The following is a 19,222-nucleotide window of genomic DNA, read 5'->3' as shown; positions in this document are numbered from 1 at the left end:
CCATGGACCCCCAACACATCCACGAAGACGTCCCCGGCGGCGTGCCGCTGAAGATGTGGACGCAGGGCGTGCCCGTCGAGCAGTCGGCCAGGCGCCAGCTGCAGAACGCGGCCCGCCTGCCCATCGTCTTCAAGCACATCGCCGCGATGCCGGACGTTCACTTCGGCATCGGCGCCACCGTCGGCTCCGTCATTCCCACCGTCAAGGCCATCATCCCGGCCGCCGTCGGTGTGGACATCGGCTGCGGCATGATGGCCTGCAAGACCACGTTGACGGCCGAGGACCTGCCCGACAACCTCGGCCAGCTGCGCGCGGCCATCGAGCGCGCCGTGCCGCACGGCCGCGCGCCCGGCAACCGCGACCCGGGCGCCTGGCAGAAGCCGCCCGGCTCGGTCAACACGGCCTGGGCGCAGCTGGAGCCCGAGTTCACCGAGCTGTGCCGCGACTACCCGAAGATCGCCAAGACCAACCACATCCAGCACCTCGGCACGCTGGGCTCGGGCAACCACTTCATCGAGGTCTGCCTGGATGAAGCGGGCGCGGTGTGGTTCATGCTGCACTCGGGCTCGCGCGGCGTGGGCAACTTCATCGGCACGATGTTCATCGAGCTGGCCAAGCAGGACGCGCTGCGCCACCAGGCCAACCTGCCGGACCGCGATCTCGCCTACTTCGAGGAAGGCAGCCGCTACTTCGGCGACTACGTGCGCGCGGTCGGCTGGGCGCAGAAGTTCGCGGCCATCAACCGCGAGCTGATGATGAAGCGCGTCATCGAAGCGGCCAAGACCGTCATCCACAAGAACTTCCAGAGCCACATCGAGGCGGTGAACTGCCACCACAACTATGTGCAGAAGGAAACGCACTTCGGCCAGGAGGTCTACCTGACCCGCAAGGGTGCGGTGAGCGCCAAACAGGGGCAGCTCGGCATCATCCCGGGCAGCATGGGCGCGCGCAGCTACATCGTGCGCGGCAAGGGCCACCCCGATTCGTTCGAGAGCTGCTCGCACGGCGCCGGCCGCGTGATGAGCCGCGGCGACGCCAAGCGCCACTTCACGCTGGCCGACCACCGCGCCGCCACTGAAGGCGTCGAGTGCCGCAAGGACAAGGACGTCATCGACGAGACGCCCGCCGCCTACAAGGACATCGATGCCGTCATGGCCGCCCAGCGCGAGCTGGTGGACGTGGTGCACACGCTCAAGCAGGTGGTGTGCGTGAAGGGTTGATGACACCGCGCCATCCCAGGGCGCCCGACGCGAGTCGGGCGCCCTTTTTTTCGCCCCTTTTCTTGGGGACCTGCCCGCCAGCCGCCGCCGCCCAGCCACTACCATTCGGCCCCTGGCCCGGCAAGCCCCACAACGACAGCAACACCCCGCCGCCCGAGGTCCCCATGAAACTGCTCGCCAAATTCAACCTGGTCTACCTGCTCGTCATGAGCCTGGGCATCGCGCTGAGCGGCTACATCGCGCGTCAGCTGCTGCAGGACAACGCCAAGCAGGAAACCATCGCCAGCGCGCAGATGCTGATGGAGAAGGCGCTGGCCGTGCGCAGCTACACCAACACGCAGATCAAGCCGCTGCTGGTGGCGCAGATGACGGAGAAGTTCCTGCCGCAGACGGTGCCCAGCTTCTCCGCCACCGAGGTGCTGGGCACGCTGCTGGCCAAGCACCCCGAGTTCGCCTACAAGGAGGCGACGCTGAACCCCACCAACCCGCGTGACAAGGCGACGAGCTGGGAGGCCGACATCGTGGGCCAGTTCCGCAGCGCCGCCGACCTGAAGGAAACCTCCGGCACGCGCGACACACCAGCCGGCCCGTCGCTGTACATCGCCCGCCCGCTGCGCATCACCGACCCCGCGTGCCTGGCCTGCCACAGCAGCGTGGAGGCCGCACCCGCCACCATGGTGGCCCAGTACGGCCCGGCCAACGGCTTCGGCTGGCAGCTCAACGAGGTCATCGGCGCGCAGATCGTCTCCGTGCCGCTGGGCGTGCCCATGCAGCGGGCGGACAACGTGTTCAAGGTCTTCCTCGCGTCGCTGGTGGGCGTGTTCGTCGCCGCGGGCATCGTGCTGAACCTGATGATCTGGCTGCTGGTGGTGCGCCCCGTCACGCGGCTGTCGGCGCTGGCCGACCGCGTCAGCCAGGGCGACCTGGACGCCCCCGAGTTCAAGGCCGCCGGCCGCGACGAGATCGCCACGCTGTCCGACTCGTTCTCGCGCATGCGCGCCTCGGTCGTGCAGGCCATGAAGTTGCTCGATGCCTGATGAACTCGCCTTGTTGAACCGGGGCATTCGGGCCGAGCGCCGGGCCGCTCCCAAGCCGGCCCCTCTGGCGATGTGCTTGCCGGTCGACCCGGCAAGCATCGCCGTCCCCTCGGGGGACCGGTCCGCGCACGCGCGGGACGAGGGGCTCACATGAAGCATCCCGCGCAGCTGGGCAAGTACCGCATCACCGACGTGCTCGGTGAAGGCGCGATGGGCGTCGTCTACAAGGGCTTCGACCCCGACATCCAGCGCACCGTCGCGCTGAAGACCATCCGCACCGGGCTGGACGCTGAGGACGACAGCCCCGGCGCGCCCGCCTCGCGCTTTCGCAACGAGGCGCAGGCCGCCGGGCGGCTGGGCCATCCGGGCATCGTGGCCGTCTACGACTTCGGGCGCGACCAGCAGGTGGCCTACATCGCGATGGAGTTCGTCGAGGGCCGCTCGCTGGCGAGCTACCTGACGGCCAAGGTGCGCTTCACCGACACCGACATCGTCGGCATCATGAGCCAGCTGCTGGACGCGCTGGGCCATGCGCATGAGAAGGGCGTCTGGCACCGCGACGTGAAGCCGGCCAACATCATCCTGATGGCCAACGGCCGGCTCAAGGTGGCGGACTTCGGCATCGCCCGCATCGAGACCCAGCACCTCACGCAGACGCACTACATGGTGGGCACGCCCAGCCACATGGCGCCCGAGCAGTTCCTCGGCAAGCCCATGGACCGGCGCGTGGACATCTACGGCGCCGGCGTCGTGCTGTACCAGCTGCTGACCGGCCGCGCACCATTCGCCGGCACGACCGAGGCGCTCATGTACAAGGTCGTCAACGACGCGCCGGAGCCGCCGTCCATCGTCGAGGGCGCCGAGCGCCCCGGCTGGTTCGACGCCATCGTCGCCCGCGCGCTGGCCAAGCGGCCCACCGACCGCTTCGCGACGACGTTCGAGTTCAAGCAGGCGCTGGCCGGCGCCATCGGCCGCAGCGTCGACGACTCGGCCTGGGAGCAGACGCTGCTGATGGCGCCGCCCCGCCCCGCCCGCTCGCCGCTGACGCCCACGCTGGCACCACCGTCGGTCTCCAGCGCGTCCAGCGGCGCACCGCCGCCGTCGCACTGGGACAAGGCCCAGCTGACGCAGGCCGAGCAGACGCTGGCCCGGCACGTGGGCCCGCTGGCCAGCGTGCTGGTGCGCCGCGCGGCGCGCGAGTGCAGTGACCTGCACGAGCTGTACGCCCGGCTGGCCGAACAGGTGGCCGACCCGCGTGCCCGCGACGCCTTCCTGGGCCAGGCCAGCCAGGTCACCGGCGGCAGCGGCCGCACGGCCGGCGGCACCAGCGGCGCGCCGTCGTCGCCCGGCACCCGCAGCACGGCCGGCTCCGCCGGTTCGGCCGGCGGCACGACGCTGGGCGGGCCCGTCAACGATGCGCTGCTGGACCGCGCCGTGCCGCTGCTGGCCCAGCACGTGGGGCCCATCGCCAAGGTGCTGGTCAAGCGCGCCGCGACCGGCACGGACAGCCGTGCGGTGTTCTTCAACCGGCTGGCCGAGGCGGTCAGCGACCCGGCGGCACGCGAGAAGCTGCTGAAGGCGCTGGCACAGCTGCCCTGAGCGGGCCACGCAGCGACTGGCCGCCCTGCTTCAACACGGCGGCAACGACGCGGCCACCGGCATCACGCTCGAACGCCACGACGGCCCCGACCGCCGGCACCTCGATGCGGTCGGTACCAGCCACGGTCGCCACGATCGCCGGCTGGCCGCTGCCCTGCACCATCAGCTGGCCGTCACGCTCGAACACTTTCAGGCTGAACTGCGGCGCCAGCTCGAACTCGCCGGCCCAGTCGCGCCAGGCGGGGTTGCTGATGCTGGGCGGCGCCTCCACGAGGCCCATGCGGCGCGCCGGTGTCACGCCGCCCAGCTGATGCCAGGTGAAGCGCGCGACGGGCTGGCCGGGTGCCGGCGGCTCGGGCCGCAGCAGCGCGGGCAGGCCCAGCGGGTAGAAGTCGCCCCGGCTGTCGCGGCGCAGCTCGAACGCCGGCTGGCCCGGTGCCTGCACCGTCAGCCGGCCGTCGGCGTCGCGGATGGTCAGCGTCATCGCGCCCAGCGCATAGTCGCCCGCCAGCGCCTGGCGCAGCGCGGGCGGCGTGTCGACGGCCCGGCGCGGCTGCAGCGGCACCGGCAGGCCAAGCAGCGCGGCCCCCAGGTCGCCCAGCCCGCCGAGGTCGGTCAGCGACGTGTCGGCCAGCAGCACGACGGCGCGCTGGCTCGCCGGCTCCAGCATCACGGCCGACGAGAAGCCGCCGGTGCCGCCCTCGTGCAGCACCCAGGCGCGGCCCTGCGTCTGCTGCAGCAGCCAGTTCATGCCGAAGCCATGCGCCAGCGGCTGCTGCGTGCGCCGCAGCCGCGCCACCAGCGCCGGCGGGCCGTCGCCGAGCTGGGCGCGCGCATAGCGCACCATGTCGTCCAGCGTGGCCTTGACCATGCCGACGCCGGCCAGGTTGGTCGCGATGGTCCAGGCCGGCGCGGGCGACCCGTCGGGCAGATGGCCGGTGGCGGGTGCAGCGCGCCCGGGCTTCGCGATGTAGGCCGTGGCCATGCCCAGCGGCTGAAACAGCTGCTCGCGCAGCGCGGCCTCCAGGTCGCCGCCCAGGCTGCGCGCCACCGCCAGCGACAGCACCATCGTGCCGAAGTTGGAGTACTCGGCCTGGCTGCCGATGGCGCGGGTGAGCCGGGTCTTGCCCAGCGACGCGAGCAGGCCGGCCTCGGTCAGCCGGGCGTAGGGGTCGGCCTGCGTGCCGCCCTGCATGTCGGCCGGCAGCACGGGCAGGCCGCTGGCATGCGTGAGCAGGTCCCGCACGAGGATCTGGCGCTCGCCCTGGCGCGGTACGTCGGTGCCGGCAGGAAGGTGGCGGGCGATGGGGTCGTCCAGCGACCAGCGGCCGCTGTCCACCAGCCCGGCCACCAGCGCGGCGACCATCGTCTTGCTGACGGAGCCGATCTCGAAGGCCGCGTCCGCCGCCGGCGGGCTGTCGGCGCGCGTGCCGGCGCAGCGGCGGGCGCGCCAGACCTGGCCCGGCTCGATGACGGCGGCCTGCACGCAGGCACCGGTGCGGTCGCCGTCCAGCCGCGCGGCCAGCAGCCGGTCGACATCGGCATCGCTGCCGGGCACGGCGGCCTGCAGGCACATCGGCAGCGCCAGCGCGGCGGCAAGAGTCAGGGGTTTCATCGGATCTCCTCGCGGGTCAGGGTGTCCAGGTCATCGATCTCGCGCTGCAGCCGATTCGCCGCGCGCCGGTTGATCCACACGATGGCGGCCAGCACCGCCACCGTGGCGACGAACACGCCCGGCCGCCACTGCCCGTTCTCGATCTGCCGCCCGCACAGGAACAGCACCAGCCCCGGCACCAGCGGCGCCACGTACCAGCGCCAGGCTGACCGCAGCGCGTCCCGCTGCCGGGCCAGCTCGGCGCGTTGGAACTGCAGCAGCGAGGCGGCCAGCGCCTCGGGCAGCGGCTGCGCCGAGGCACGGCGGCGCAACTGCCACAGCATGACGCCCACGCCCGCCACGGTGAGCAGCGCGCCCAGTTTCGTCAGCCAGTGCGGAAAGAGCCAGGCATAAGCCAGGAACACCACGGCCACCAGCGCGGCGGCCACGGTCTCGCGGCGGTTGCGCCGGCCCACGATGCGCTGCAGCCGGCGGGCCTGCGCCGCCAGCGCGTCGGCCGGCAGCGGTTGCAACGCGGGTGCGGCCTGCTCGCGCCACAGCAGGCGCGCGTCTTCATCGATGCTCATCGGGGGCTCCCGGGTGCGGCGAGCTGGCGGGCCAGCAGCGTCTTGATGCGGTGGATCTTGGTGGCGACGTTGCGGGCCGACAGGCCGGTGATGTCGGCCATGCCGGCGGCGTCCAGGCCTTCCAGGTAGAGCAGCATCAGCTCGCGGTCCAGCGGCGCGAGCCGGTGCACCAGCGCCATCACGCGCTGCAGGTCCAGCCGGCGCTCGGTGTGGCCGGGGTCCAGCCGCTCGTCGGGCAGGTGCTCGATCTCGTCCAGCGCCAGCATCGGGCCCTTGCCCGCGTGCTGCTGCACGTGGCGCGCGCCGACGTTGTGGGCGACGCGGTAGACCCAGGTGCGCAGCGAGCAGTCGCCGCGAAAGCCTTTCAGGCTCTGCCACAGCGCCAGGTGCAGCTCCTGCTGCAGCTCCTGGCGCAACGCCGCGTCGCGCTCGTAGCCGTGGCAGCAACGCGCCAGCTCGGCGCCATGGGCGGCGAGGGCCTGGCGGTACAGCGCGTCCTGCGAGGAATCAGCGGTCATGCAGCAGGTAGTGACGGCGCTGCGGGATTTCTTACAGCCGGCACGTCCGAGTTCAAGGGCCGATCTCTGGTGGCGGCACCCAACCTGGGCCAGCGACCACGATGTAGGACGCGTTGAACATCAGCGTGGCCGTCGGCTGCCATCTCGCGCTAGCCACCTTGCCACCGACGAACTGCACCTCCAGCACGGGGAATCCGCCATTCGCGGTCGATCTGAGCGGGATCGCCCAGCGGCGGCCGCTGGTGACGCGGCGGTCGTCGCACCGGGTCTCGGGCAACGCGCTGCTCTTGTACTGCCGCAGCGCCTGCAGCACCGTGGCTTCGTCGGTATGCGCGGACAGGGAGAACAGTAGGCGGGCCACTGTCGCGTTCTCGGTCTCGAACAGCGGCTGCGCCGCCCCCTCGTGCTGCCGGCACGTTTGGCGTCCCTCCCCTGCGTTCTCCAGCTCACACGCCACGATCTGCGCCGGCCGTTGCTCCTCGATGTGCAGGACGCCGCAAGCCAGGGCTGCCGCTGCGGACAGGACTGTCAGCATGGCAGGCCGCGGGGGTCACGGTAGGCCACGACCTTCAAGCCACGGTCCGGCGACACGTCGGCGAACACCGCCGGATTGGCCACGCGCCCAACAAACTGCAGTTCGGGCGCGCTCTGCTCGACGGCATCGCGCAGGAAGGCCTCGCCCAGCTCCGGCGCGTTCAGGCACAGCAGCGCCTGGCCGCCCGGCGCCAGCAGCGTGGGCAGGCGCTTGGCCAGCCGCGCGTAGTCCTTGGTGGCGACGAAGCTGCCCTTCTGGAAGCTGGGCGGGTCGCAGATGACGAGGTCGTAGGGGCCGCCGCGCGTCAGCTTGCCCCAGGAGTTGAAGATGTCGTGGGCCAGGAACTTGGCGCCCGTCTTCACGCCATTGAGTTCATGGTTGGTGCGCCCGGTGGCCAGCGCGCCCGACGCCATGTCCACGTTGACCACCTCGGCGGCGCCGGCCTGCAGCGCGACGACCGAGAACGCGCAGCTGTAGGCGAACAGGTTCAGCACCTTGGCGCCGGGCTTCACGTGCTCGCGCACCCAGCGCCGGCCCTCGGCCATGTCCAGGAACAGGCCGTGGTTCTGGCCGCGCAGCAGGTGCACGAGGTAGCGCGTGCCGGCCTCGGTGACGACGTGCGGCTCGGGCACCGTGCCGGCCATCAGCCGCGTCTCGGCGCCCTCGCCGCGGCATTGGTAGACCCAGTTCAGCGCGGCGCCGAAGCGCGCGGCCAGCGCAGCGCCGACGGCGGCCAGCGCCGCGTCGTCCAACGGCTTGAACGACGTCAGCAGCAGCACGGGAGGAAAGGCATCCAGCGCGAGGTGTTCGCAGCCGGGGAAGCGCCCGCCGCGGCCGTGGAACAGCCGGCAGGCATCGGTGGGCAGGTCGGGGGCGGCGGCAATGGCGTCGAGCAGGGCTTGCATGGGCGTCATTGTCCCGGCGACAGAATCGGCCCCATGAACTTCCAGCTCGTGCTCGACCAGATCAACGCCGAACTGCGCCCGCTGCTGGGCCAGGAAGGCCAGGTGGCCCGCTACATCCCGGCGCTGGCGCGGGTGTCGCCACATCAGTTCGGCATCGCGCTGCGCACCTGCGCGGGCGAGGTGGCGCAGGCCGGCGACAGCGCCGTGCCGTTCTCCATCCAGAGCGTGTCCAAGGTGTTCTCGCTGACGCTGGCCATCAAGGCGCTGGGCGAGGCGCTTTGGGACCGCATCGGCCGCGAGCCGTCGGGCACGCCGTTCAACTCGCTGGTGCAGCTGGAGACGGAGCGCGGCATCCCGCGCAACCCCTTCATCAACGCCGGCGCAATTGCCGTGGCGGACCGGCTGGTCAGCCTGGGTGACGGCAAGGCCGAGCTGCTGGCGCTGCTGGGGCGGCTGTGCGGCGAGCCGGTGCAGATCGACGCCGAGGTCGCGCGGTCCGAGGCCGAGACGGGCTTTCGCAACACCGCGCTGGCCAACTTCATGAAGGGCTTCGGCACGCTGGACAACGACATCGCCACCGTGCTGGACGTCTACTTCAACCAGTGCGCGATTGCGATGACGTGCGAGCAGCTGGCCTGCGCCGCCGGCTACCTGTGCCGCGACGGCCGCCACCCGCTGGCCGGCACGCCGGTGCTGAGCCCTGCGCAGACGCGGCGCGTGAACGCGCTGATGCTGACCTGCGGCACCTACGACGCGGCCGGCGAGTTCGCCTTCCGCATCGGCCTGCCCTGCAAGAGCGGCGTGGGCGGCGGCATCGTCGCCGTCGTGCCGGACCACCTGACGCTGTGCGTGTGGTCTCCCGCGCTGGACGCCACCGGCAACTCGCTGCTGGGGCGCCAGGCGCTGGAGCTGTTCGTCGCGAAGACGGGGCTGTCGGTGTTCTAGGCAATGCTGGGGATGCCGGTACTGCCGCCCCCCCGGACACTGCCGCGCACCGACATTCGACAGGACACCCCGATGCTCGTCGTCACCAACCGCCACGTCACGGACAACGGCGGCAGCCCCGGCTTCAGCGCTGCCTTCTCGCCCGCGCAGACCGCGCTGAGCATCGCCCAGGCCACGCCCGGCGCGCCGGGCGGCTGGTCGTTGCAGCAGGTCGTCAGCCAGGCCGGCGACGCCGAGATCGGCACAGCCCTGCTGCAGGTGTTCACGGGCCCACGGCCCGTGCTGCTCTACATCCACGGCAACAACAACACGCCCGCCCGCTGCTTCGACCGCTGCGCCACGCTGGAGCAGCTGTACGGCGTGGCGGTGATCGGGTTCTCCTGGCCGTCGGAGGGGCAGTTGCCCAACGGCGGGGACCTGCCCGACACGCACAACGACAACCCGGGCGATGACGACGACCTCGCCGGCGTGAGCGCCTCCAACCGCACGGACAGCAAGATCGTCCAGAAGGCGCAGCGCTACCGGCAGGCCAAGAACAACGCACAGGACTCCGTGGACGCGCTGGCCCGCTTCCTGCGGCTCATGGCGATGGCCCGGCTGCAGGCTGGGGCACAGCCTTTCAGCGTCGCGGCGCACAGCCTGGGCAACCACTATCTGCAGTACACGCTGGAGATCGCGGCCGCCCGCGAGGCGCTGGGCGCAGCGCAGAACATCGCCCTGGTGGCACCCTGCGTGCGCGCGGCCGGCCATGCCGACTGGGTGAGCCGGCTGCGCCCCCGGGGCCAGGTCTTCGTGACCTACAACGAGGGCGACTCGGTGCTGTTCGGCGCTTACATCGTCGACGGCCAGCAGACCAAGCTGGGCACCGACCCCGGAAGCGCCCTGGTGCGCAACGGCATCGTGCGCTACGTGTGCTTCACGCGCTCGCCGGTGGGGCTGGGCGGTCATGGCTACTTCGTCTACGGCAAGCTGGCCAAGAAGACCCGCCTGGCATTCAAGCGCATGTTCGGCTCCGAGGCCGACATCCAGGGGCAGGAGTACCCGCGCCAGGTCTACGTGGCCGGGTGCGATGCAGACGGCGCCGTCTGCTACGTCGGCGTTCCGCCGGGCACCGATGGCGATTGACGCTCGGCCACCGGGCCGGCTGGCAGCACTGGCGCTGTCGGCCCTGCTGTCGGCATGTGCCGCGCCGGTGCCGGCGACCGACAGCGCCCCACCGACGGACGCCGTATGCGTGCAGGGCGGGCGCCTGCCGGTCGGGCAGACCTGCCAGGTGCGCGTCGAGGCCGCACGGCGCGAGACGCCGCTGCCGCTCGCGCTGGCGGCGGGCGACCGCTATCGCATCGACGTGCCGGGTGGCCAGCAGTGGAACGACTGGCATCGCCTTCCTGTCGACCCGCTGGCCGGCGACGACGGCAAAGACAGCCTGCCGATGAAGCTGGGGGCCACCTTCAAGCGCATGCCGGACGAGCCCTACATGACGCTGGGCGTGGCCCTGCTCACCGACGGTGCCTGCCGCAGCATGCGCGTCGGCCCGCAGGGGCAGGTGCTGGCACTGCAGGACGCCGGCAAGGTCGCGCTGTTCGCCAACGACATCCCGCTGCTGAACTGGAACAACAGCGGCAGCGTCTGGGTGACGGTGCAGCGGCTGCCGGCCGAGTGAGCGCCTGCCGCCGTCAGCTGGCGTACTTCACCGAGCAGCCGTACGGCCGCGTCGACGCCTTCTCCACCTTGCGGCCGGCGGCCACGTCGGCCAGGGCCAGCTTCACGTAGGGATCGGCCTTGGCGATGTCCTCGACCTTGGCGCTGGGAATGCTGTCGATGCCACCCTTGTAGGCCAGCGTGCCGTCGCCCTTGATGACGTAGACGTGCGGCGTGGTCTGCGCGCCGTACAGGCGGCCCAGCTCGCCCCTGGGGTCCAGCAGCGTCGCGGTGGGCGCGGCGCCGCGGTCGGCGTTGAGCTTCTTCGCGGTCGCGCCGTCGACGAAGCCCTGCTGGCCCGGCGCCGACGAGATCACCTGCAGCCAGACGACGCCCTGGCCGGTGGCGTCCTTCTGCTGGCTCTGCATGTTGCCGCTGCCGTAGTGCTTCTTCACGTAGGGGCAGTCATGGTTGGTCCACTCCAGCACCACGGTCCTGCCCTTGTAGTCGGCCAGGTTGACGGTCTTGCCGTCGGCGGTGGTCGCCGTGAACGCGGGCGCGGGCGCCTCCACGTTGGCGTTGGCGACAGCCAGCAGCGGCGCGGCCAGCACGGCGGCGAACAGGGCACGGCGAACAGGATTCATCGTCATGGCGAACTCCGGGGGGCGGGGGTGGAAGCAATGGCCTCGATGACGAGGCCGGGGGTGAGGATCTGCGGCAGCACCTGCGCCTCGGCGGCGCCCGGCGCGTAGAAGAGATACAGCGGCACGCCGGAGCGGCCGTGGGCCTTGAGCACGGCGGTGATGGCGGGGTCCTCGCGGGTCCAGTCGCCCTTGAGGTAGGCGATGCCGGCCTTGGCGAAGGCGTCCTTGACCTCCGGGCGGGACAGCGCCACGCGCTCGTTGACGAGGCAGGAGATGCACCACGACGCCGTCATGTTGACGAACACCGGCTTGTTCTGGGCGCGCAGCTCGGCCAGGCGCTCGGCGCTGTAGGCCTCGTGGGTGGCGGCTGCAGCCGGCGTGGCCGCGTCGACCGGCTTGATCGCCGTCGACAGCCCCAGCGCCAGCACGACGCCGGCAACCGCCGCGGTGGTGCCCACGGCACTCGCGCCGCTGGCATTGCGCCACCACAGGCCGAAGGCCATGACCACCAGCCCGCCCAGCGCCAGCGCCACGCCGTCCGGCCCGGCCTGCTGCGCCAGCACCCACAGCAGCCAGACGACGGCGGCATACATCGGGAAGGCCAGCGCCTGCTTGAAGGTGTCCATCCACGCGCCGGGCCGCGGCAGCCAGCGCTGCGCCGCCGGCCAGAAGGCCAGCACCAGGAACGGCAGCGCCAGCCCCAGGCCCAGCGCCAGGAACACCGCCAGCATGACCACGGCCGGCTGCGCCAGCGCGAACGCCAGCGCCGCGCCCATGAACGGCGCCGTGCACGGCGTGGCCACCACCGCTGCCAGCACGCCGGTGAAGAAGCTGCCCGCCAGGCCCTGCCGGGACGCCAGCCCGGAGCCGATGCCGGTGAAGCTGCCGCCCACGTCGAAGAAGCCCGACAGGTTCAGGCCCACCAGGAACAGCAGGTAGGCCACCACCAGCACGAACACCGGCGAATGGAACTGAAAGCCCCAGCCCACCTGCTGGCCGCCGGCGCGCAGCGCCAGCAGCACGCCGGCCAGCGCGGCGAAGCTCAGCAGCACGCCGGCCGTGTAGGCCAGGCCTTCGGCCTTGTGGTCGCCGTGCCGGACCAGCGCCAGCGCCTTGATGGACAGCACCGGGAACACGCAGGGCATCAGGTTCAGGATCAGCCCGCCCACCAGCGCCAGCGCCAGCGCGGGCAGCAGGCCCAGGTCCGACTCGGCCGCGGGTGCTGTGGGGGCTGCGGGGGCCGCGGCCGGGGCACTCAGGTCGGCCGGGCCGGGGCCCTTGCCGGCGCCTTCCGGCATGGGCGCGGAGACCGTCCAGGCCTGCTCGCCGGCCGCCGTGGTCAGCACGACGACGCCGGACAGCGGCTGGCCCGGCTTCACCGGGTCGTCGCCCGCGGGCAGGTCCAGCGCCCAGCCACCGCCCTCGGCCTTCAGCGCCTGCGGCGCGCTGTGCGCGACGGCGCCCCAGGTGTCGGCGAAGAAGTACGCCTTCGTGACCCCCGCCGCCGGCCCGCTCAGCCGCACGCCCTGCGGCGCCGCCTTGAGTTGCACCGCGAACGGCGCCGGCTGCGGAATGGCGCGGCGCCATTCGTCGATCTGCGCCGCATCCGGACCGGCCTTGGGCTGGGCGGCCACCGGCAGGTCCAGGCCCAGGCTGACCTGTTCGGGGATACAGACGTCCTTGCAGACCAGCCAACGCACCTCGGCGCCGGGCTGGAAGCGGCCACCCGGCTTCGCGTCGGCCGGCACGGTCAGCTCCACCAGCAGCGCGGGGCGGCCCTCGTAGCCGTAGTTGACGAGCGGGCCGATGGCCTGCACCGACGGCGTGGGCCACTGGATGGGGCCGGCCTGGGTGCCGGTCCAGTCGATGGTGGTGGCCTGCCCTGAGTCGCCCGGGTTCAGCCAGTAGGTGTGCCAGTGCGCCTTGATGTTCTGTTCCAGCGCCACCGTGAAGCGCTGGCCCGGCGCCACGGCAGCCTGGCTGGACACGAGGCGGGCCTGCACATGCTCGGTCGCGGCCTCGGGCGGCGCGGCCCAGGCCAGCAACGGGGCGGCCAGCAGGGCCAGGGAAACGGGGCGCAGGAACGAGAACATCCCGAAATCCTAGGTCAAACCCGTTTCACCCCGTCGTGACAGGGCCGCATGAACAAATGCGTCGAATGCTGTCCACAGCGGCGCGAAGCGCTCCGCCCCGCCCTCCAGCAGCGCCAGCGCATGCAGGCCGGCCTCCAGCGTCGACAGCTGGCCCGGCCGGTGCGCGCGGCGGATGGCGTAGCGGCCGGGCAGCGCCGGCAGGCTCACGCGCGGCAGCGTGGCCAGCCACGGGTTGGCGGCCAGCAGGCGGCGGCTCTGGCGCCAGCTGCCGTCCAGCAGGATCAGGCGGCGCACGTCGGCCGCCGCGCCAGGGGCGCCCTCGCCGGGGTACAGCAGCGCCGTGCCGGGAGTGGCCAGCGCGGCATCGAACACCTCGCCACGCAGCAGCCGGGCGTGCTGCAGCCCCAGCGTCAGCAGCAGCGCGGTGTTCTTCGCATGGCCGGCCTCGGCCGGGTGCTGCAGGATCAGCAGCTCCGTGCGGTGCGCCAGCGGCGGCACCGGCAGCGTGGCGCACAGGCAGGTCGCGGCCGGCCGCTCGCAGCGCGCGCAGGTCGGCCGGCTCAATGCGGCGGCGGCACCGTGTGCGGCCCCACCGTCGACACGGTGGAGTCGTGCTCCAGCGTCGGCTCGGCGTCCTTGGACCGGCGGCGCGAGCGCGTGCTGGGCAGGCTCAGCTGCTTGCGCCGGGCCAGCGCGCCGGCCACCCACACGCCGCCGAGGACGCCGAAGATGTTCAGCGCGCCGAACAGCGGCGCGGCGTTGGACGACAGCAGCATGGTCTGCAGCGGCGCCGAGTAGGCCCGCGGCTTCACGGCGAAGCTGAAGGCGCCGAAGATCAGCCATCCCGCCCAGGCCAGGCCGACGCCGGCCATCATCCAGGCCACGTAGGGGCGGTGGCGGCGCCGCGCCGGGCGCAGCGTCAGGTAGCCCCACACCACGGCAACGGCGAACAGCACCAGCGCGATGGCCACCGCCTCGGCTCCCATGACCTGCGGGCTGTTGCGCCCGCCGAACTGCGCGTAGATATAGCGCGGCAGGCCAATCGCCGCGTACTGCATGGCGGCACCCGCACCGGTGCAGAACAGCAGGGCGCCGGAGGCGAAGGCGATGGAGCGGCGGGCGGCTTTCATGGCGCGCATTCTCGACGCAGCCGGCGGCACGGCCCTGCGCAAAAACCGTGCAGCACTGGGCAAAACAAAGCCCGCCGTCCGGTCAACCGGAGGGCGGGCTGGGGGTGCGAGGCGCCGGGTGGCGGCTCAGCGCTTGCGGTCGAAGCGCATCGCGCGGGCCAGGCCGCGGCGCTCGCCGCTGTAGAAACCGGTGTCGAAGGCCTCGTGCTTGCGGCCCTTTTCGACCGATTCTTCCGTGTTCCACGCCTGGCCCATTTCGGGCACGGGCAGACGGCGCGGGGCATGTTCTTGGCGGGTATGGATCTTCATGGTGCTGGTCTGGCCCGTTTTTGCGGGCCGTCTCGCGGTGGGTTGCTGCGCGATTGAGGGCACAACGCCGGTCCGCGCCGCGCGGTTGACAGGCCGCACACACTTCTTTGCAATCGTGCCGATCCGACACGAGCCGACACAATGGCTGCCTCGAATCCCCGGAGCTGACCGATGACCGTCAAGCTGAAGAAATCCCCCCCGGCCAAGGCCACCCCCGTCACCGTCGTCGACCGCGCCGCCTTCCAGGCGCTGGCGCCCACCCTGCCCGAGGCCACCCGCGCCTGGCTGGCCACCGTCGGCTTCGTCGGCGCGGCCGACAGCCATGCCTTGGTGCCCGGCGCCGACGGCCGGCTGGCCCAGGTGTTTGCCGGCGTCGCGCACGCCGCCCACCCGTTCGCGCTGAGCCACCTGCCGCTGGCGCTGCCGGCTGGTGAGTACCGGCTGGACGACGCCGGCCTGGCGCTGCAGCCGGAGGCCGCGGCGATGTCCTGGGAGCTCGGCGGCTACCGCTTCGACCTCTACAAGCCTGCCAAGCGCGAGCCGGCGACGCTGTGGCTCAAGCCCGGTGCCGACGCCGAACGCGGCCTGGCGCTGGCCACCGCCATCGCGGCCACGCGCGACCTCGTCAACACGCCGGCCGAGCACATGGGCCCGGCCGAGTTGGCCGCCGCCGCCAAGACGCTGGCCAAGCAGTACGACGCCAAGTTCGCCGACATCGTCGGCGACGCGCTGCTGAAGAAGAACTTTCCCAGCATCCATGCGGTTGGCCGCGCGAGCACGCGCTCACCTCGGCTGATCGAGGTGACCTGGGGCAACCCCAAGCATCCGACGCTGGCGCTGGTCGGCAAGGGCGTCTGCTTCGACACCGGCGGGCTGAACATCAAGGGCGGCGAGGGCATGCGCCAGATGAAGAAGGACATGGGCGGCGCCGCCAACGCGCTGGCGCTGGCCGGGCTCATCATGGCCTTCAAGCTGCCGGTGCGGCTGCAGCTGCTGATCCCGGCCGTGGAGAACTCGATTGCCGGCAACGCCTACCGGCCCGGCGACATCATCAAGACCCGCAAAGGCCTGCACATCGAGATCGGCAACACCGACGCCGAGGGCCGCGTCATCCTGTGCGACGCGCTGGCCTACGCGGCCGAGGGCGAGCCGGACCTCGTCATCGACCTCGCCACGCTGACCGGCGCGGCCCGCGTGGCGCTCGGCGCCCAGTTGCCGGCGCTGTTCGCCAAGCACATGGACACGGCGCGCGACCTCGTCGACCTGGGCCTGAAGCTGGACGACCCGCTGTGGCACATGCCGCTGTGGGCGCCATACCACGCGGGCATCGAGAGCTCGCTGGGCGACATCGTCAACACAGGCAAGAGCGCGCTGGCCGGCGCCATCAACGCGGCGCTGTTCCTGGAAGACTTCCTGCCGCCGCAGCAGGACTGGCTGCACGTGGACCTGTTCGCATGGAACGACGCGCCGCGCCCCGGCCGCCCGGTGGGCGGCGAGGCGCAGACCATCCGCACGCTGCTCGCCTACCTGGAGCAGCGCTACGCGGCGGGCTGATCACACGGGCTGATTACTCGGCCTGGTCCTTGGGCGGCTGCGGGTCAGCCGCCGGCTCGGCCTTGGCGGCGCGGGCGGCCTGCAGGGCCTGGGCCATCTGGGACTGCACCGGCTGCTCGGCCTGCTGAGGCGCAGGCTGGCGGCCCGGCTGCTGCGGGCGGCCACCTTCACCGCGCGGCGGGCGGTCCCCCCGCGGCGGGCGATCGCCACGCGACGCGTCGCGCCGGCCTTCCGGACGCTGATCCGGGCGACGCGGGCCGCGGCCTTCGGGCCGGCCGCCACCGGGGCGGCGGTCGTCGCGGCGGGGTTCGCGCGGCGGTGCCGGCGGCGCCTCGGCGCGCTCCTTGCGGGCCAGCTCCAGCAGGCGCGGCAGTTCCTCGGGCGTCGTGCCCTTGAGCACGCAGAAGTTGGCCTCGGTCAGCGTCGTGCGCTCGAAGTCCCACAGCAGCTGCGCGCGGTTGCGGCGCTGCTGGGCCTCCAGTTGGTGGCGCTGCTGCTCGGTCTGCTCGCGCTCCTGGCGCACGCCCTTGCGGCGGGTCAGTTCCTCCTTGGCGGCGGCGAGGTGCTCCTCGCTGATCTCGCCGGCGGGGTTGCCGTCCAGGTCGAAGCGGGTCTTGCTCTGCGTCAGCGCGATCAGGTAGCCCGTGCTGCCGGTGTGGCGGCGCAGAAAGGCGCTGAGCTGGGCCTTGCTGAACTTGCCGGGCGCACGCTCCTGGATGTCGGCCTGCACGCGCAGCTTGACGGGCTTGGGCTTGCCGGTGAACAGCGCAGGGAACAAGGCCTTCAGCTCGGCGGTCGCGTCGGCCGCAGGCGCCGCGGGTGCGGCGGCTTCGGCAACGGGCTCGGCCGTGGGCTGAGCTTCGGGCTGAACCTCGAGCTGGGCTTCGGGCGCGGGCGCCACGGCGGCTGCGGCCGGTTCTTCGGACGGGGTCACGGGATCGGGAAGATCGGAATTCATCGCAAAGCCGACTCGGCGGCAGCAAACAGGCAAGGGGCGGAATTGTCGGCCATCGGGCACCCCTGCACACCATCCCCCGAAAAGCAGCCGGTCACAGCCCCCCGAACACCTTCTTCAGGATGGCGCTGCCGGTGCCCACCGGGTCGCGGCGGATCTTCTTTTCCTCCTCGCCGATGATGCGGAACAGCCCGTCCAGCGCCTTGCCGGTCACGTACTGCTGGATGTTGGCCTCGTCGCCGCGCACCAGACCGAAGCCGGATGCCTTCCTGGCGACGGCGTTGTACTTGTCGGCCAGCGCCACGCGCTCGGTGGCCCGGGTCACGATGGGCAGGAACTGCTGGCCCAGCGGCTCGCGGGTCTTGTCGGCGAAGAAGGTGGTCACGGAGTCGTCGCCGCCCTTCAGGATCTTCAGCCCGTCCTCCACGCTCATGTCCCGCACGGCCTTGACCAGCAGCGGCTTGGCCGCGGGCACGGCGGCCTCGGCGGCGCGGTTCATCGCGGTGACGAGTTCATCCAGCTTCGCGCCCTGGCCGGTGGCCTTGAGCAGCTTGGCCGCATCCTTCAGGTAGCCCGGCAGCTCGATCTTGACGAGCGGGTTGCCGAGGAAGCCATCGGGCCGGCCCAGCAGCGCGACGGCCGCGTTGGCGCCGCGCTCCAGCGCGGTGCGGATGCCGGCGTTGGCATCGCCCTCGGTCAGGTTCAGCGCCCAGGCGGGGCGCAGCAGCAGGAGCGCGGGGGCGCTGGCGATGACGAGGCGGCGGCGTTGCATGGCGGGCTCCGGTGCGGCGGGGCCTGCATCTTCCCACCGGGCGGGCCGCGCGCCCGGCCTCAGGCTGCGAAGTGCGGCAGGCCGCGCTTGTGGTGGTACATGCGCTGGTCGGCCAGCTCGATGAGGCGGGCCACGTCGCTGCCGTCCTCCGGGAAGCGCGCCGCGCCCATGCTGGCGCCCACCAGCAGCTGCCGGCCCTCGAACTCGAAGCTGCCGTTGATCTGCCCGGCCAGCCGGCGCATCGTGGCCTCCAGCCCGCCTTCGGCGGCCAGCGGCCGCAGCAGCACGCCGAACTCGTCGCCACCCAGCCGCGCCGCGGTGTCGGACTGGCGCACGCCGCCCGTCAGCCGGCGCGCGAACTCCAGCAGTGCGGCGTCGCCGGCGCGGTGGCCGTGGTGGTCGTTGATGGGCTTGAGGCCGTTCATGTCCAGCATCATGACGGCCAGCGGCTGGCCGTCGCGCACGGCCTGGGCCAGCGAGCCGTGCAGGCGGTCCAGGAACAGCGCGCGGTTGGGCAGGTCGGTCAGGCTGTCGTGCGTGGCCTTGTGGAACAGCTCGCCGGGCGCGTAGCGCGTCGCGAAGTACATGGCGGCGGCCACCAGGTCGGACACCAGGCCCAGCACGGCGCGGTCCTTCTCGCCGAAATGGCCCACGCGGCGCGACATCACCTTCAGCACACCGATGGTCACGCCGTGGTGCCGCAGCGGCACGACCACCAGCGAGCGCAGCCCCAGCCGCGCGCAGGCGGCACGGTCGGCGCGCGGGTCCTGCAGCGCATCGTCACAGTGCAGCGGATGGCCCTGGTCCACGCACAGGCCCGACAGGCTCTGGTTGCGCTTGAGCCGCAGCCCCAGGCTGCCCTCGGCCATGCCGGCCGCGGCGCGGTAGACCATCTCGTCACCCTCGGCCATCTCGACCGCGGCGCCATCAGCCTCCACCAGGCTCAGGGAGCGCCTGGCCACCAGCTCCAGCAAACGGCCCAGATCGAGATCCAGCCCCAGCCCCGCCAACTCCGTCTGTATCGCGATGACCTCCAGCAGTTTTTCCCTGCTCGGCATCGGCTTTCTCCTCGCTCTTCGTCTCGTGGCGACGCGCCCCTTGAAGCCTGGGCACTGGCACCTTCCCTGGAAAACAAAGTGTCTCACGCAGGCATAAATGATGTCGACACCCATAACTCGCCCCGG

Annotated in this window: 20 protein-coding genes; 7 read left to right on the top strand and 13 right to left on the bottom strand. The window is 72.0% G+C overall.

The features are described 5' to 3' along the window. Positions 1-2 precede the first annotated feature (2 nt). The 3 genes from AC1Q7O_RS13075 (at position 3) to AC1Q7O_RS13065 (ending at position 3,856) form a co-directional block, all read left to right on the top strand. Positions 3-1,220, top strand: a complete 1,218-nt coding sequence (locus tag AC1Q7O_RS13075) for an RtcB family protein (protein ID WP_492659669.1) — start codon at positions 3-5, stop codon at positions 1,218-1,220. 164 nt (positions 1,221-1,384) lie between these two features. Continuing rightward, positions 1,385-2,257 carry a Tll0287-like domain-containing protein gene (locus tag AC1Q7O_RS13070; protein ID WP_492659670.1) on the top strand — a complete coding sequence of 291 codons (873 nt, stop codon included), beginning with the start codon at positions 1,385-1,387 and terminating at the stop codon, positions 2,255-2,257. A gap of 150 nt (positions 2,258-2,407) precedes the next feature. Next, positions 2,408-3,856, top strand: a complete 1,449-nt coding sequence (locus tag AC1Q7O_RS13065) for a serine/threonine-protein kinase (protein ID WP_492659671.1) — start codon at positions 2,408-2,410, stop codon at positions 3,854-3,856. Here AC1Q7O_RS13065 and AC1Q7O_RS13060 read toward each other — a convergent pair. From AC1Q7O_RS13060 to AC1Q7O_RS13040, 5 genes are read right to left on the bottom strand one after another with little or no spacing between them, the layout of a single operon-like run. Next, on the bottom strand, positions 3,801-5,471 hold the full coding sequence (locus tag AC1Q7O_RS13060) for a serine hydrolase domain-containing protein (protein ID WP_492659672.1): 1,671 nt from the start codon (positions 5,469-5,471) through the stop codon (positions 3,801-3,803). The genes AC1Q7O_RS13065 and AC1Q7O_RS13060 overlap by 56 nt on opposite strands. Further along, positions 5,468-6,037, bottom strand: coding sequence for a hypothetical protein (locus AC1Q7O_RS13055; RefSeq protein WP_492659673.1), 570 nt, complete (start codon positions 6,035-6,037; stop codon positions 5,468-5,470). The genes AC1Q7O_RS13060 and AC1Q7O_RS13055 overlap by 4 nt, the downstream gene beginning before the upstream one ends. Then, positions 6,034-6,555 (bottom strand): RNA polymerase sigma factor, encoded by a 522-nt coding sequence (locus AC1Q7O_RS13050; protein WP_492659674.1) that lies wholly within the window; start codon positions 6,553-6,555, stop codon positions 6,034-6,036. The genes AC1Q7O_RS13055 and AC1Q7O_RS13050 overlap by 4 nt, the downstream gene beginning before the upstream one ends. A gap of 52 nt (positions 6,556-6,607) precedes the next feature. Continuing rightward, the gene (locus AC1Q7O_RS13045) at positions 6,608-7,090 is read right to left on the bottom strand and encodes a hypothetical protein (protein ID WP_492659675.1); all 483 of its coding nucleotides are present in this window, start codon (positions 7,088-7,090) and stop codon (positions 6,608-6,610) included. Continuing rightward, a complete protein-coding gene (locus AC1Q7O_RS13040) occupies positions 7,084-7,995 on the bottom strand; it encodes a class I SAM-dependent methyltransferase (protein ID WP_492659676.1) in 912 nt (303 codons plus the stop codon). The genes AC1Q7O_RS13045 and AC1Q7O_RS13040 overlap by 7 nt, the downstream gene beginning before the upstream one ends. Positions 7,996-8,028: 33 nt before the next feature. Between AC1Q7O_RS13040 and AC1Q7O_RS13035 the strand changes: the two genes are divergently transcribed. The 3 genes from AC1Q7O_RS13035 (at position 8,029) to AC1Q7O_RS13025 (ending at position 10,603) form a co-directional block, all read left to right on the top strand. Further along, positions 8,029-8,940: a glutaminase gene (locus AC1Q7O_RS13035; protein WP_492659677.1), complete on the top strand. Its 912-nt coding sequence runs from the start codon at positions 8,029-8,031 to the stop codon at positions 8,938-8,940. A 72-nt stretch (positions 8,941-9,012) separates the two neighbouring features. Then, positions 9,013-10,065 (top strand): alpha/beta hydrolase, encoded by a 1,053-nt coding sequence (locus tag AC1Q7O_RS13030; RefSeq protein WP_492659678.1) that lies wholly within the window; start codon positions 9,013-9,015, stop codon positions 10,063-10,065. Continuing rightward, on the top strand, positions 10,055-10,603 hold the full coding sequence (locus AC1Q7O_RS13025; RefSeq protein ID WP_492659679.1) for a hypothetical protein: 549 nt from the start codon (positions 10,055-10,057) through the stop codon (positions 10,601-10,603). The genes AC1Q7O_RS13030 and AC1Q7O_RS13025 overlap by 11 nt, the downstream gene beginning before the upstream one ends. 13 nt (positions 10,604-10,616) lie before the next feature. Here AC1Q7O_RS13025 and AC1Q7O_RS13020 read toward each other — a convergent pair whose 3' ends face one another. From AC1Q7O_RS13020 to AC1Q7O_RS13000, 5 genes are all read right to left on the bottom strand, one after another. Beyond that, a complete protein-coding gene (locus tag AC1Q7O_RS13020; RefSeq protein ID WP_492659680.1) occupies positions 10,617-11,231 on the bottom strand; it encodes a redoxin domain-containing protein in 615 nt (204 codons plus the stop codon). Next, complete coding sequence (locus AC1Q7O_RS13015) at positions 11,228-13,318, bottom strand: protein-disulfide reductase DsbD family protein (RefSeq protein ID WP_492659681.1); 2,091 nt, start codon at positions 13,316-13,318, stop codon at positions 11,228-11,230. Before AC1Q7O_RS13015 ends, AC1Q7O_RS13020 begins: the two co-directional genes overlap by 4 nt. Before the next feature lie 9 nt (positions 13,319-13,327). Continuing rightward, positions 13,328-13,882, bottom strand: coding sequence for a tRNA-uridine aminocarboxypropyltransferase (locus tag AC1Q7O_RS13010; RefSeq protein ID WP_492659682.1), 555 nt, complete (start codon positions 13,880-13,882; stop codon positions 13,328-13,330). Next, on the bottom strand, positions 13,879-14,448 hold the full coding sequence (locus tag AC1Q7O_RS13005; RefSeq protein WP_492659683.1) for a hypothetical protein: 570 nt from the start codon (positions 14,446-14,448) through the stop codon (positions 13,879-13,881). The genes AC1Q7O_RS13010 and AC1Q7O_RS13005 overlap by 4 nt, the downstream gene beginning before the upstream one ends. Positions 14,449-14,574: 126 nt before the next feature. Then, positions 14,575-14,757, bottom strand: coding sequence for a hypothetical protein (locus tag AC1Q7O_RS13000; protein ID WP_492659684.1), 183 nt, complete (start codon positions 14,755-14,757; stop codon positions 14,575-14,577). 171 nt (positions 14,758-14,928) lie between these two features. Here AC1Q7O_RS13000 and AC1Q7O_RS12995 point away from each other — a divergent pair, with 171 nt between their 5' ends. After that, positions 14,929-16,311, top strand: coding sequence for a leucyl aminopeptidase family protein (locus tag AC1Q7O_RS12995; protein ID WP_492659685.1), 1,383 nt, complete (start codon positions 14,929-14,931; stop codon positions 16,309-16,311). Between the two features lie 13 nt (positions 16,312-16,324). Here AC1Q7O_RS12995 and AC1Q7O_RS12990 read toward each other — a convergent pair whose 3' ends face one another. The 3 genes from AC1Q7O_RS12990 to AC1Q7O_RS12980 all read right to left on the bottom strand — a co-directional run bounded on the left by AC1Q7O_RS12990 (position 16,325) and on the right by AC1Q7O_RS12980 (position 19,096). Continuing rightward, positions 16,325-17,245, bottom strand: coding sequence for a ProQ/FINO family protein (locus AC1Q7O_RS12990; protein WP_492659686.1), 921 nt, complete (start codon positions 17,243-17,245; stop codon positions 16,325-16,327). A 115-nt stretch (positions 17,246-17,360) separates the two neighbouring features. Further along, entirely contained in the window at positions 17,361-18,038 is a 678-nt protein-coding gene (locus AC1Q7O_RS12985; RefSeq protein ID WP_492659687.1) for a DUF4197 domain-containing protein, read from the bottom strand. 59 nt (positions 18,039-18,097) lie between these two features. Next, the gene (locus AC1Q7O_RS12980; protein WP_492659688.1) at positions 18,098-19,096 is read right to left on the bottom strand and encodes a diguanylate cyclase domain-containing protein; all 999 of its coding nucleotides are present in this window, start codon (positions 19,094-19,096) and stop codon (positions 18,098-18,100) included. Positions 19,097-19,222 lie beyond the last annotated feature (126 nt).

It is taken from the genome of Roseateles sp. GW823-FHT07B05, assembly GCF_058794515.1.
This window is presented reverse-complemented; position numbering and strand designations above follow the sequence as displayed.